This is a genomic window from Clostridium cuniculi, from assembly GCF_004353185.1.
Taxonomy (GTDB): Bacteria; Bacillota; Clostridia; order Clostridiales; family Clostridiaceae; genus Clostridium; species Clostridium cuniculi.
Window position 1 is genome coordinate 33,189 of sequence record NZ_SMUS01000019.1, and the last position, 13,545, is coordinate 46,733.

Here is a 13,545-nt window from a genome sequence, read left to right on the forward strand (position 1 = left end):
AATTATATTTTATAATTTTGAGATAGTTATACTCTTATATTTTAACTAAAATTTCATTTATATCCTGACTAACTTTAAGTCTTTCTGAATATACCCAATCTACATCAAATTTTAAATTAAATATCTTAGAGAAAGAATAATACATATTAATTTTTTGATAATAAATTTCTAAATCATCAAGATTTCCTGTAAAACATGTTGGCTTTGTTATTTCATTTAATTTAGCAACAAATACCTCATCTACATACTCTAAAAATTTATTCATAAGCTCATCACTTGCAACATCAAAAGGAACTTTTAATAAATCCCATTGATCTTCTTCTTTAAGCTTATATCTCTTTATTTTTTCTAATATTAATAGATACTCACTTATATCCATCTTTGTATAGTAATCTATCTTTGATTCTCTAGTCTTCCATAGCACTAATTTTTCATTTAGCGGTAGACTTTTTATAGTTAAAATTGCTTCTGATGGGCCTATTACTGCCTGCTTTATAGTATCATCCTTTACTTCTAACTTTCTACTAATAAAATTATGAGTATCTGAAACTCCAGCAACATACCCTGTATCGTATATTCCTTTTCTACCTGCTCTTCCCGCAATCTGTTTAACTTCTTGAGATGTTAATTCTCGTACTTCTTCCCCATCAAACTTTCTTATAGACATAAATATTATTCTTCTTATAGGTAAGTTAACACCCATTCCAATAGCATCTGTTGTTACTAAAACCTTATTTTCCTTATTTATAAATTGTTCATATTGCATTTTTCTAACTTCTGGTGGTAAATCACCATAAATAATACTAGTTTTTATATTTTTGTTTGAATAATCTTGTGCTATTTCTAATACTCTCTTTTTCGAAAATACTACAATAGCATCCCCTTCTTGAACATCATTATAACTAAAGTTTTTAGTTTCAACTATTAAAGGTATATTTCTATGATATTCCTTAATTTCATAATCATCTTCACAATCCTCTAATATTTTAATTAATAATTCCTTAGCATTCATTGCACCACAAATATGAATTTCATTACATCTAAGTCCTAATACTGCTCTACTCCATGCAATTCCTCTTTGTGTATCACTAATCATTTGAATTTCATCAATTACAGCAATATCATAGCTTTGTTTTAAATTAACTTTCTCTATGGTACAAGAAACATGTGTTGAATTTTCTTTTATTATTTCTTCCTCTCCTGTCATCAAATCACAAACTATGCCTTCATTATTTAATTTATCATAGTTCTCTAAGGCAAGAATTCTAAGTGGAGATAAATATACGCCTTTTTTAGCTGTTTTAAGTCTTTCTACTGCATTATAAGTTTTTCCTGTGTTTGTATCTCCAAGATGAATGTATATTTTTCTTTTCATTCTTCTTGTTAGCATATATTCATCTTTTGGATTATCTGGGAATGCCTCTTCAAAAGCTTCTCCAATAAGCTTTGGTACATGTTGTTTAGTAAGAACTGTCATAACACCTGAATTTAAAAATGTATTATAATTTCCTCTAACTACTTCATAAAAATCAAAATCCGTATTATTTTTTTTATTATAATCTTCAAGTATTCTCTTAGAAGCATCTTCTAGTATTTCTTCATATCTATCACATACATCTTGATACTCCTTAAAACCTTCCTTTTCCATTTCTTTAAGTAATCTAATCTTCTTTCTAATAGAAGTTTCTTGTTCTATTAATGCTCCTACCTTAGAATGATGTACTATTTCTTCTATTTGATTTATTTGACTTTTTAATTTTTTAAATTCTCTTAGTGCTGCATTCTTTTTCATATACTTCCTCCGCTACTCTATTAATTCATTTATCACTATATTTCTTTTTTGTTTTAATTCTACAATATCTACATTTATAGCTTTTACTATTGTACTTTCAATTAATCGCGTATTATCTTCTAATGAATAAAATATAACTAAATTTTTCATCTTATAATCGCCTCTTTTTATATTTCTTATTATAAAACTATTATAAATTACTTTACATTATTACCCAAGTACAATTCTTATATTAATTTACTCATATCAATTTCATTAAATTGAAACAAAATTGACAAATTTATATACTATACTTTAATCATAAAGTATTAAATAAACTTTCCCCTATTAAAAAGGTTCCTAGAAAATACCTTCCCCCGGTATATATTCTAGGAACCTTTTTATTTTTATATTAAACTTTTAATTTAAAAATAGAGTGGGATATCTCCCACTCTAAAAAGTATTCTAATAAATTTTATTACGCTTTTCTAATATTTAATTATTTTAAAAACATATTTAAATCATCTTCAACATTAGTAATACCACCAATTCCAAAGTTTTCAACTAAAACCTTAGCTACATTTGGTGAAAGGAATGCTGGAAGTGTTGGTCCTAAATGTATATTCTTAACTCCAAGATATAATAATGATAATAACACTATTACAGCCTTTTGTTCATACCAAGCAATATTAAATGCTATTGGTAATTCATTAATATCTTCTAATTCAAATACTTCTTTTAATTTTAAAGCTATTAATGCTAATGAATAAGAATCATTACATTGACCTGCATCTAAAACTCTTGGAATTCCATTTATATCTCCAAGGTCTAACTTATTATATTTATACTTAGCACATCCTGCTGTTAATATTACTGTATCTTTTGGTAAAGCTTTTGCAAAGTCTGTATAGTAATTTCTTGATTTAGCTCTTCCATCACACCCTGCCATAACGAAGAATTTCTTAATAGCTCCAGATTTAACAGCTTCAACAACTTGATCTGCTAATGCTAATACTTGTGCATGAGCAAATCCACCTATAATTTCCCCTTGTTCTATTTCTGTTGGTGCCTTACACTTCTTAGCTTGTTCAATTATTGCAGAGAAATCTTTAACGCCATTTTCATCAGCTTCTATATGAACACAACCTTCGAAACCTGCTGCTCCTGTTGTATACATTCTTGATTTGTAGCTTTCATTCTTTGGTGGCACTATACAGTTAGTAGTCATTAATATTGGCCCATTAAAGCTTTCAAACTCTTCTCTTTGCTTCCACCATGCATTACCATAGTTACCTACTAAATGCTTGTACTTCTTTAAGTTTGGATAATAGTGAGCTGGTAACATTTCTGAGTGAGTATATACATCTACTCCTGTTCCTTCTGTTTGAATTAATAATTGTTCAATATCTTTTAAGTCATGTCCTGATACTAAGATACCTGGATTTTTACCTACTCCTATATTTACTTTTGTTATTTCAGGATTTCCATAAGTTTCAGTATTAGCAGTATCTAATAACGCCATACCATCTACTCCTACTTTTCCTGTTTCTAATGTTAAAGCAATTAATTCTTCAACACTTAATGAATCATCTAAAAGCTTAGCTAAAGTTTCTTGCATAAATGCATCTATTTCTTCATTATCATATCCTAAAGCATTAGCATGTTTTGAATATGCTGATAATCCTTTTAATCCATAAGTTATAAGCTCTCTTAATGATCTTATATCTTCATTTTTAGTAGCAAGAACTCCTACTTCATCACTATTTGATTTTTTATCCATTTCTTCATTTGAAGATGCCTCCCATAAAGCAACTTCTGATAAATTTTCTTTATTATCTAGCTTTTCTATTAACTCTCTTTTTATTCTTAAAGTTTCCTTTACTCTACTATAAAATACGTCATTATCAAAGTTTGCATTTGTAATAGTTGTAAAAAGATTTAATGTAATAAAATGATTTAACTCTTTATCAATCTTCTTTCCTTCTTTTCTTATTCTTGTTGTTACTTCTGATAACCCTTTAGTAGCATATATTAATAAATCTTGCATGTTTGCAAGTTCTGGACTTTTTCCACATACACCAAACTTAGTGCATCCTGAACATCCTGCTGTTTCTTGACATTGAAAACAAAACATCTTATTTTCCATACTTAAAATCTCCTCTTAAAATGTATTTTTTAACTCTATGTGATTATTCTACATCTATATAAAAAAAGAATCTGTAACACATGTTACAAATTCTTTTTTTCTAATTAAATAATTCCTCTTCCAAACTTTCTATATCTAGTATAGTTATTTTTTTTCTATTAAATTCAATATAATTCATATCCCTCAAATTAATTAATTCTCTTGATAATGAAGGTCTTGGAATACCTAATAATGATGCTATCTCCTCTTTAGTATTCTTTAATATAATAGAATTGCTTTTTTGCTCTTTTGATTCATTTAAAATATAGTTTATAACTTTTTGTCTTATACTTTTAAATGATATACTTTTTATTTTTGAATTTAAAATAAAAACTTTATCACTTAATAGTGAAATAAAATTTTCTAATATTTTTTCCTCATGAGAACATATTTTTAATACATCATTCTTATTTATAAATAGTACCGTACATTCACTTAATGCTATTACAGTTGCAGGATATGTTTTTGCTTTTGAAAACACTAAGGCTTCTCCAAATACATCACCCTCAAGTATTCTACTTAAAACTATATATTTCCCATTAGAATATAATCTTTGTATTTCCACAGTTCCAGATAAAACTAATGATAAGCTTCTACATTCATCATCTTCATTTGCAATTATTTCACCTTTACTATATGTTTTTATATAATATTGGATTTCTTTTAAAACATTTTTTATACTTTCATCACTTAATCCAATAAATAATTGATTTTTCTTTATTGTTTTAACTATTTCTTCCATAGAATACTTCCTTTTCTATTGTATAGGTAATATAATAATAAACTCACTTCCCTTTCCCTTTTCACTAACTACACTAATTTCTCCACCATGAAGATTAATTAAATTTTTAGTTAAGGTTAATCCCAAGCCACTTCCCCCAAATTCTTCAGATGCTTCACTATAAACCTGTCCAAACCTATCAAATATACTATTATAATATTTACTATCTATTCCTATCCCAGTATCTTTAACACTTATTTTTACACTGTCATTTAGCTCAATTATAGTTATAATTATCCTACCTTTGGGTTCCGTAAACTTTATGGCATTTCCAATTAAATTAATTATACACCTTTCTATATCTAATTTATCACAATTAATAAATAACTCCTCAATTTCAGGATCCACTATAAGCTCTAACCCATTCACCTCAGCCAATTCAATCATACTTAATGCAGTATCTTCAACAAGACTTACTATATCTGTTCTTTTTTTATCTATTCTATATGATCCTGAATCTATCTTAGATGTATCTATTATATTATTAATTAAATTTAAAAGTCTTTTTGAATTTCCTCTTAAAGCATTCATATAAGATTCCATCTTTTCTTTCCTTATATTCATACCAGAACTATTAAGAGATGATATTAATTGCTCTATAGATAATATTACATTTAATGGAGTTCTTAATTCATGTGACAAATTTATAAAATAGTTGTTTTTATATTTCTCTGTTTCTATTAATTTATTATATAGCTTTTTATTTTCATTTAATTTATTATTTAGCTCCTGAGTTCTTTGTCTAACTAAACCATCTAATATTTTAACTTGATTATAAAATAAGTATATTATTGCACTTATTATTATAATATAAATAAAATATGCATATGGAGTTTTCCAAATAGAATTCTTTACTTTAATATTTATGCTTGATACATCAGACCAAACTCCATTATAATTTCTCCCAGCTATTAGCATAGTATATTTACCTGGCTGCAAACTAGCATATCTTGCATAATTTTCATTTCCTGCAAAAGTCCACTCTTTATCTAGCCCTTCTAACTTATAGGCATATTGCATTTGTGTAATATTTCTATATTCTGGAACAAAGAATTTTATATATAATTCTCTTGAATTATAATCAAGTACAATATTATCACGGTCTAAGATCTCAATACCACCACTTGTTCTAATACTATCTATTATTACCTGTTCAGCACTCATATATAATTGAATATCCGATGGGGTAATCTCTGTTAATCCATTTATACCTCCAAAATAGATACTACTACCATCCTTATTCTTATAATATGAATATCCATTATATTCATTACTAGAGATTCCATCAGCCTCATAATATCTTATAAATTTATTATTTACTTGGTCATACATTGAAATTCCATAGTTGGTACTTACCCAAACATTATCACTATTATCTACAACTACACCATATATAAAATCATTAGATAGTCCATTCATATATGTATAAGAAGTAAATTCTCCACTTTTCTTATCAAATTTATTTAATCCACTTTGAGTTCCTATCCATATTGCTCCTTTACTATCTTCTGAAATAGCTCTTACAGTATTAAAACTTAAGGAATTTAAATTATCCTCATCTGATAAATAGTTTTTTATCTCTCCAGTTTTCCTATTATAACTAACTAGACCACCATCAGCTCCAAGACCAATCCACATTATTCCTTCACTATCCTCATAAATAGCTGAAACAACTTTTTCATAAATCCCATTTTCTGCAAATACATCATTATATGATACAAATTTATCTTTTCTATCAAAGCTACATAGCCCACCTCTAGTACCAACCCAAAGTAATCCATCTTTATCAACGAATAATGCTCTAACTTCATCATTATTAATACTATTTTTGTTAAGGTCTCTATTGTATGTAGTAAAAAAACCTGTATTCTTATCATACTTATTTAATCCATTATCTGTGGCTATCCATATTTCGTTATCAATTCCTGTTATAGCTTTTATTCTATTACTACTTAAAGATTTAGTATCATTAACCGAATTATAATACCTCGTTACCTCTCCAGTACTCTTATCTATTTTATTAACCCCAGAATTAAATGTCCCAACCCATATCATTCCATCATCATCTTCATATATACCACATACACTACTATTACTCAGGGAATTATCATTTTCTGGATCATTCCTATAAACTTTAAACTCTTTATTTATGGAAAACTTACTTACTCCATTAAATGTCCCTAACCAAATAACTCCAAGTCTATCTTCATATAAATTTATAATATTATCATCACATATGCTATATTTATCTGAATTTTTTTTATATGTATAAAACCTTTCATCTTCTTCATCAAATAAAGCTAGTCCTTGATCAGTTGCTAACCATATAGAGCCATCTTTTGCTCTAAGTATATCTCTTATAAGATTACTAGGTATGCTACTATTATCATTTGAATTGTATTCATATGATTTTATACTATAATCATTTAAATCCATAATCATTAATCCATAGTTTTTAGTGGCTATCCATAATTTATTATTACTATAATAAATTGTAAAAATATTTTTATTATTAATTTTATCTTTAGGATCATTAAACTTCTCAATTCTTCCTTGTTCTGAATTATATCTATATAATCCTTCACTAGTTGATATCCATATAACCCCATTATTATCCTCTGAAATATCTTGAATAACTTTATCATTAAACAAATCAGTTTCTATTTTTATAAATTTATCATTTTTACTATCATATAAATTTAGCGAACTGAGACTACATACCCAAAGCCTCCCTTTTGAATCAACCATTAATTCTTCAATTACTGAATTTGAAGAACTCTTATCATCTTCAGAAATTAAATACCTTGTTATATCTCCAGTAAGTAAATTCATCTTATTTAATCCACTATAAGTACCTATCCACAAGTTCTTATTCGTATCCTCTACTAATGAAGTAATTGCATTATTACTTATTGTATTTTCATCATTTTTACTATTTTTATATATCTTAAACTCATTACCATTATATCTATTTAAACCATCACTAGTACCTATCCAAATGTAGCCATAACTATCTTGATATATATACTCAGCTAATGATTGAGATAATCCATCATCTATAGTCATATTGTTAAAGTTAATGTTATTAATTTTTTCTGCATATACATTATTAAAAAAAACGCATACTAATATAAATAAAAATATTCCAACCCGTTTTAGTATTTTAGTCATATTCCACCTAACCCCAATCTTTATTTCAACATATTATAGCAAATTTATACAAAATAGTCATTAGCCTTGTTTTTAACATTTATGGTATGTATTTTTTTTAAATTTAAGTATTTTCATATAGTAATAGAGATATACTAAATTATACAGAATTATTTATTCTTTCTATTTTAGGAGGTACATAATGAATAGTAAGTACGCTGATCTTTTTGATATATTAATAAAATCTTATTATGATGGTAATTTTGATGAAACCCTTAATAAAATAATTACTTGTCATGAAAAGTCTCCACAAGAAACCTTTGAAATAATTACTTCATTATGTGGGGTAAAAGTTGATTTTGATAATAATTATGTTTATAACTTAAAAAAATCAATAACTAATTATAATGTAAATAAAAAAATAGTAGAAAAACTTGAATGCTCCGGTGCAAACTGTAATCCAGACGCAAATAATACATATGGTTGTCAAAGAGCTTGCCCTTTTGATGCTATAAAATTTGATCCTGATAATAATACAACATTTATTGATAATAATGTTTGTATTGATTGTGGTATTTGTGTTGATTCATGTACTAATGGACGTATTTTAGACAAAATAGAATTTTTACCAATATTAGATTTATTAAAAAATAATAAAACTGTAATCGCTGCTGTTGCTCCTGCTATTATAGGTCAATTTGGTAGTGATGTAACTATGGATCAATTAAGAGCTGCATTTATTAAAATTGGATTTACAGATATGATTGAAGTTGCTTTTGCTGCTGATATGTTGACCATAAAAGAAGCAGTTGAGTTTAATAAACACGTAAAAAGTCCAAATGACTTAATGATAACTTCTTGTTGTTGTCCAATGTGGGTAGGAATGTTAAAGAAGGTTTATAAAGAACTTGTTCCTAATCTTTCACCTTCAGTTTCTCCTATGATTGCAGCTGGTAGAGTAATTAAGTCATTAAATACTGATGCAAAGGTTGTATTTGTAGGACCTTGTATAGCTAAAAAAGCAGAAGCCAAGGAAAAAGATGTTGCTGGTGCAATTGACTTCGTTTTAACTTTCCAAGAACTTAATGATATCTTTGAATCTTTAGGAATTCATCCTAGAGACTTAAAAGGAGTTCCATCTATAGAATATACATCTAGAGGTGGAAGATTATATGCCCGTACTGGAGGAGTTTCAATTGCTGTTTCAGAAGCTGTAGAAGAACTTTATCCCGATAACATTAAAAACTTTAAAGCTAGAAAAGCGGAAGGAGTTAAAGAATGTAAAGCAGTACTTAATGAGGCTTTAGCAGGTAAAGCAAATGCAAGCTTTATTGAAGGTATGGGCTGCGTTGGTGGCTGTGTTGGTGGACCTAAAATTTTAGTTCCTCCTGAAGAAGGTAAAAAAGCAGTAGACGACTTTGCTTACGATGCTTCAATAAAAGTAGCTGTTCATAGCAAAATTCTTGATGATGTCTTAGATAAGTTAGGAATAGATTCATTAAAAGATTTTGAAGATCCTAAAAAAATAAGTATTTTAGAAAGAGATTTTTAATTATCTTATTAGTTTAAATTATAGTTAATTCCATATAATCTAAAAATGAGTTATGCCTATTTAGGCATAACTCATTAAAAATAATAAAATTATCTTCTATTTTACTGTTCTTTTTAGCTATTCTACAAATAACACATCTAGTTAGCTCATTATTAAAACTTTATTGCATTTTCCAATAATTCAATTGCCTCTTCTTTAGATAAATCCTTCGATTGACTTATCTCTTCAACTACTAAAGATTTTGTTGAATTTAAAACTTGTTTTTCATTAGCGTTTATATTACCAACTTGCATAACCTGAGTAAGGTTACATATAACATCTAAATAATTATTTAATGTTCCTTCTTTTATTTTTTTAGAATTAGTAATCATTCTTTCTTTTGCTGTAGATATTTTTATCTCTTCTTCATTAACAATAAAATCACTAAAATTATTTAAATCAGTATCTATTTCATTACTATCACTTATTAATCTAATATTAGTAAACTCTACTCTACTAACTGGTAACTTTAGTTTCATAGTACTATTAATAATATCTATTTTATAATAATTTTGCTTTTCACCTTTAAATTCCATCTCTTCAATGCAATTCACAACACCGATTCCTTGACCTGGATAAACAATTTTATCTCCTATATTAAACAAATAATTACCTCCTTATATGTTTATCTTTTCATTATAACACATTAGGAGAACTTTTTGGGTGATTTTAAATTTTATCATATTTTTTTGTACTGGTCAATATAAATTAACACTATAAATATTTCTTTAAAACATTATAATATTATGAATTCTTCTTTAGTTTTAATAAATCCTTACTTTATATTAAACACTGTTTCCATCCTCTTCATATACTGTAATATCAATAAAAAAATTACCACACAAATGATTACGAGGTGAGTTACTATGAATATAAAATCCAAAGAATATTTTCCACCTAATTCAAATTCAATTTATATTTACAGAGGCTTTAATAATAATTTAATTGACTTTAAAAGTTCAATAAATTATTTTAATAATAATTTAATTAACTTCAAAAGTTCAATAGATTATTTTAATAATAATAAAATTCAAGTTAGATTTGATAATGGTATAACTAATATCGTAAATATTTACGAATATACTGATAACGGTATTAAACTCTCCTTCCAAATGGGGAATACTTACCATCATCAGAATTTCTTAGATGAACCCAATAATATGGATGATTATTTAATAAAGGAGCCTATTGTCAAAGACAATATGTGGCTTTTATCTGATGGAAAAAAACGCTGTATAACTAATGTAGATATTAAAGTTAAAACTCAATTTAACTTATTTCCTTCGGCCATAGAAATTGTTACTATATCTAAGGATAACTCTGAATTCTCTGTAGATTACTACGTACTAGGTATAGGCCTTGTTAAAAGTATATATTATATTGAAAAAATGGGATTATCATATTGTGAACTTGAAGATATAATAGAAAATTCTCCGTACTCTAAAAATGTTAAAATATATTATCCTGATGAAAGTTTAAATACTATTTGGTATTCAAATAAAACTTTAAACTATAATACTAACGAAGATATAATTTTAGGCTTTTCTAAATTATTTCAAACCCCTCCCACAGGATTACTTCCAATAATAAATCGTAATACAAAAATAAATAAAATATCTTATAATTATAAAAATAATTTTGCTCATATAGATTTTCATGAAAGCATTATGAATACTCTAAAAGAAAATACACTTAAAGCAAAAGCTTTCTTTGATTGTATTTATAATACCTTAAAAAATTATTATAAAACTGAAAAAATATATATCACAATTAATAATCATCTTTTTACAGACTATTTTACCCCTATTACACCAACAAAGGATACTAATATTATTGAATGGAGAGTACAAAACTGTAAATATCCTTTTACCTATGTAATAAAAGAAAATGATACACTAATTAATATATCTAATAAATTTGATATTAGTTATGAGAAAATTGCTAAGTTAAACAATATAAAAAATCCGAATAAGCTTTCTAAAAATCAAGTACTTCAACTTTACTCATCTGGTGTATATACAATAAAAGAAGGCGACTCCTTAGAAAGTATTTCTGAAATGTTTAATTTAAGCATTAATAAAATAATGGAACTTAATAATATATCAGATTTAAATATTATTACAGCAGGTCAAAAAATTAAATTATGCTAAAAAACAAGGTGGATTTTGCAATCCACCTTGTCAAAGTTTCATTAATTATATTTAAGACACATTATTTTAATAATTAATCTTATGCTTCCGCTCCTTCAAATTGGCTATTATAAAGATTTGCATAGAATCCATTCTTAGCTAATAACTCTTCATGGTTTCCTTGTTCAACTATATCTCCATCTTTCATAACAAGAATAAGATCTGCATCTCTAATAGTAGATAGTCTATGTGCAATTATAAAGCTTGTTCTTCCATGCATCAAATTATCCATAGCCTTTTGAATTAATACTTCAGTTCTTGTATCAACTGAACTTGTAGCTTCATCAAGTATTAATATCTTAGGATCTGCTAATATTGCACGAGCAATAGTTAATAATTGTTTTTGCCCTTGTGATACATTACTTGCTTCTTCATTAAGCTCCATATCATAACCATGAGGTAATGTTTTTATAAAGCTATGAACATGAGCTGCTTTAGCGGCTTGTTTAACTTCTTCATCTGTAGCATCTAATCTACCATAACGTAAATTTTCCATTATAGTTCCATTAAATAACCACGTATCTTGAAGAACCATACCAAACATTTTTCTTAAATCATTTCTTCTAAAATCCTTAATATTATGACCATCAATTAAAATGGCCCCATCATTAACATCATAGAATCTCATAAGAAGCTTAACCATCGTTGTCTTACCAGCACCAGTTGGTCCTACTATGGCAACTCTTTGTCCTGGTTTTACATGAGCTGTAAAATCATTAATAATAGTTCTTTCTGGATTATATCCAAAATGAACATTCTCAAATTCAACCTTTCCTTCTATCTTCTCAGTGCTTACTGGATTTTCAACATCTAAACATTCTTCTTCTTCATCTAAGAATTCAAATACTCTTTCAGCAGCTGCTGCAGTTGATTGAAGTACATTTGCTATTTGTGCAGTTTGAGCAATTGGTTGCATAAATGATCTAATATATTGAACGAAAGATAAAATATCTCCAACCTCAATAACTTTTTTAATAGTTAACCATCCACCAAGTATTGATACTATTACATATCCTAAGTTACCTACAAAAGTCATTATAGGCATCATCATACCTGATAAAAATTGTGATTTCCATGCACTATTATAAAGTGTATCATTAAGTTCATTAAATTTATTAATTTCTCTTTCTTCTGCATTAAAGGCCTTCATTACATTATGACCAGAATACACCTCTTCAACTTGACCGTTAACATATCCTAAGTATTCTTGTTGAGTCTTAAAATATTTTTGAGATTTTTTAACAACAAAAGCAATTAATCCTGCTGATACTGGAATTACAATTAATGAAGCTAATGTCATTATCCAATTTATTGAAAACATCATAATAAGTACACCAATAAGTGTAGTTGCTGCTGTTAACATTTGTGATAAACTTTGATTTAAAGTTTGGCTTACAGTGTCAACATCATTTGTTACTCTTGATAATACTTCACCATGAGTCTTAGTATCAAAATACTTAAGGGGCATTCTATTAATCTTTTCTGATATTTCTTTTCTCATATTATAAGATACCTTTTGAGCAACACCTGACATTACCCATCCTTGTACTAATGAGAAAATTACACTAATTAAATATAGCCCTACTAAAAATAAAAGTATTTCTCCTATACGAGTAAAATTAATTCCTTCTGCATTAGTAGTTGTAACCTTTTTTACTAATCCATTAAATATTTCTGTAGTTGCTTCTCCTAATATCTTTGGTCCTACAATTGAAAATGCAGCAGAACCAATAGCAAATATTATAACTATTATTATTGATAAGCTATAAGGCTTTAAATATTTCACAAGAGTTTTCATAGTCTTTTTGAAATCTTTAGCCTTTTCGCCACCTCTTCCCATTCCGCCCATTGGACCTCTACCCATTGGGCCCCTCATTT

At 27.1% G+C, this 13,545-nt stretch carries 9 protein-coding genes; 2 read left to right on the top strand and 7 right to left on the bottom strand.

Annotated features, from left to right (window positions below):
* Positions 1–34: 34 nt before the first annotated feature.
* From EJJ37_RS10950 to EJJ37_RS10965, 5 genes are all read right to left on the bottom strand, one after another.
* On the bottom strand, positions 35–1,792 hold the full coding sequence (locus tag EJJ37_RS10950; protein ID WP_133015620.1) for an SUV3 family DEAD/DEAH box RNA helicase: 1,758 nt from the start codon (positions 1,790–1,792) through the stop codon (positions 35–37).
* 12 nt (positions 1,793–1,804) lie between these two features.
* On the bottom strand, positions 1,805–1,942 hold the full coding sequence (locus EJJ37_RS20235) for a hypothetical protein (protein ID WP_166484743.1): 138 nt from the start codon (positions 1,940–1,942) through the stop codon (positions 1,805–1,807).
* A 328-nt stretch (positions 1,943–2,270) separates the two neighbouring features.
* A complete protein-coding gene (hcp, locus tag EJJ37_RS10955) occupies positions 2,271–3,917 on the bottom strand; it encodes a hydroxylamine reductase (protein ID WP_133015621.1) in 1,647 nt (548 codons plus the stop codon).
* A 100-nt stretch (positions 3,918–4,017) separates the two neighbouring features.
* Positions 4,018–4,698 carry a Crp/Fnr family transcriptional regulator gene (locus EJJ37_RS10960; protein WP_133015622.1) on the bottom strand — a complete coding sequence of 227 codons (681 nt, stop codon included), beginning with the start codon at positions 4,696–4,698 and terminating at the stop codon, positions 4,018–4,020.
* Positions 4,699–4,713: 15 nt separating this feature from the next.
* Entirely contained in the window at positions 4,714–7,908 is a 3,195-nt protein-coding gene (locus tag EJJ37_RS10965) for a ligand-binding sensor domain-containing protein (RefSeq protein ID WP_133015623.1), read from the bottom strand.
* 181 nt (positions 7,909–8,089) lie between these two features.
* On the opposite strand from EJJ37_RS10965, the gene EJJ37_RS10970 reads away from it, so the two are divergent.
* Positions 8,090–9,439 (top strand): [Fe-Fe] hydrogenase large subunit C-terminal domain-containing protein, encoded by a 1,350-nt coding sequence (locus EJJ37_RS10970; RefSeq protein WP_133015624.1) that lies wholly within the window; start codon positions 8,090–8,092, stop codon positions 9,437–9,439.
* Between the two features lie 152 nt (positions 9,440–9,591).
* Here the strand turns inward: EJJ37_RS10970 and EJJ37_RS10975 are convergent, their stop codons facing one another.
* Positions 9,592–10,083: a CarD family transcriptional regulator gene (locus EJJ37_RS10975; RefSeq protein ID WP_133015625.1), complete on the bottom strand. Its 492-nt coding sequence runs from the start codon at positions 10,081–10,083 to the stop codon at positions 9,592–9,594.
* A gap of 261 nt (positions 10,084–10,344) precedes the next feature.
* Between EJJ37_RS10975 and EJJ37_RS10980 the strand changes: the two genes are divergently transcribed.
* The gene (locus EJJ37_RS10980) at positions 10,345–11,628 is read left to right on the top strand and encodes a LysM peptidoglycan-binding domain-containing protein (protein ID WP_133015626.1); all 1,284 of its coding nucleotides are present in this window, start codon (positions 10,345–10,347) and stop codon (positions 11,626–11,628) included.
* Positions 11,629–11,707: 79 nt separating this feature from the next.
* Here the strand turns inward: EJJ37_RS10980 and EJJ37_RS10985 are convergent, their stop codons facing one another.
* On the bottom strand, positions 11,708–13,543 hold the full coding sequence (locus tag EJJ37_RS10985; protein ID WP_420808540.1) for an ABC transporter ATP-binding protein: 1,836 nt from the start codon (positions 13,541–13,543) through the stop codon (positions 11,708–11,710).
* Positions 13,544–13,545: the final 2 nt, after the last annotated feature.

What these genes read in the sequence shown, in the direction of transcription:
- EJJ37_RS10970 (WP_133015624.1), top strand. Translation starts at nt 8,090, where the DNA reads ATGAATAGTAAGTACGCTGATCTTTTTGATATATTAATAAAATCTTAT.
- EJJ37_RS10950 (WP_133015620.1), bottom strand. Translation starts at nt 1,792, where the DNA reads ATGAAAAAGAATGCAGCACTAAGAGAATTTAAAAAATTAAAAAGTCAA.
- EJJ37_RS10965 (WP_133015623.1), bottom strand. Translation starts at nt 7,908, where the DNA reads ATGACTAAAATACTAAAACGGGTTGGAATATTTTTATTTATATTAGTA.
- hcp (WP_133015621.1), bottom strand. Translation starts at nt 3,917, where the DNA reads ATGGAAAATAAGATGTTTTGTTTTCAATGTCAAGAAACAGCAGGATGT.
- EJJ37_RS10960 (WP_133015622.1), bottom strand. Translation starts at nt 4,698, where the DNA reads ATGGAAGAAATAGTTAAAACAATAAAGAAAAATCAATTATTTATTGGA.
- EJJ37_RS20235 (WP_166484743.1), bottom strand. Translation starts at nt 1,942, where the DNA reads ATGAAAAATTTAGTTATATTTTATTCATTAGAAGATAATACGCGATTA.
- EJJ37_RS10980 (WP_133015626.1), top strand. Translation starts at nt 10,345, where the DNA reads ATGAATATAAAATCCAAAGAATATTTTCCACCTAATTCAAATTCAATT.
- EJJ37_RS10985 (WP_420808540.1), bottom strand. Translation starts at nt 13,543, where the DNA reads ATGAGGGGCCCAATGGGTAGAGGTCCAATGGGCGGAATGGGAAGAGGT.